Genomic DNA, 351 nt, shown 5'->3' with positions numbered 1-351 from the left:
GCCGGCCCGGCGATCAATCCGCTGATAAAGATCATCAACATCGTGGCGCTGCTGCTGGTGCCGTTGTTGTAGGTCCACGCGATGCGTGGATGGCAGGCTTGACGGGGTCAGAGCCATTTCCTGCGGAAAGGGATCCGACCCCGACGGCGGTCAGCGGCCACGCAGGAAGAACGAAACCGGCACGGGCCAGCGGTGCGGCCACCATGAAGATGCGGCGCGCTCGCCGGGCAGGCTCGGCGCGGGCCAGTTCCCAGCCCTTGGCCAGCAGCACGGTCCAGGTCGCCAGCGAGGCCAGGGCCAGCGCGATCATCACCGACTTCACCACTACGTCGGCGGCCAGGTACATGCCCC

The 351-nt window shown here is 67.5% G+C and carries 1 pseudogene; it reads right to left on the bottom strand.

Annotated features, from left to right (window positions below):
* Nucleotides 1-34: 34 nt before the first annotated feature.
* A pseudogene (locus tag EN850_RS36905) lies at nt 35-351 on the bottom strand (tonB-system energizer ExbB); the annotation flags it as partial.

The organism is Mesorhizobium sp. M8A.F.Ca.ET.207.01.1.1, assembly GCF_004794715.1.
Taxonomy (GTDB): Bacteria; Pseudomonadota; Alphaproteobacteria; order Rhizobiales; family Rhizobiaceae; genus Mesorhizobium.
The sequence above is the reverse complement of the archived record's forward strand: the minus strand, read 5'-3'. Positions and strand labels throughout refer to the sequence as shown.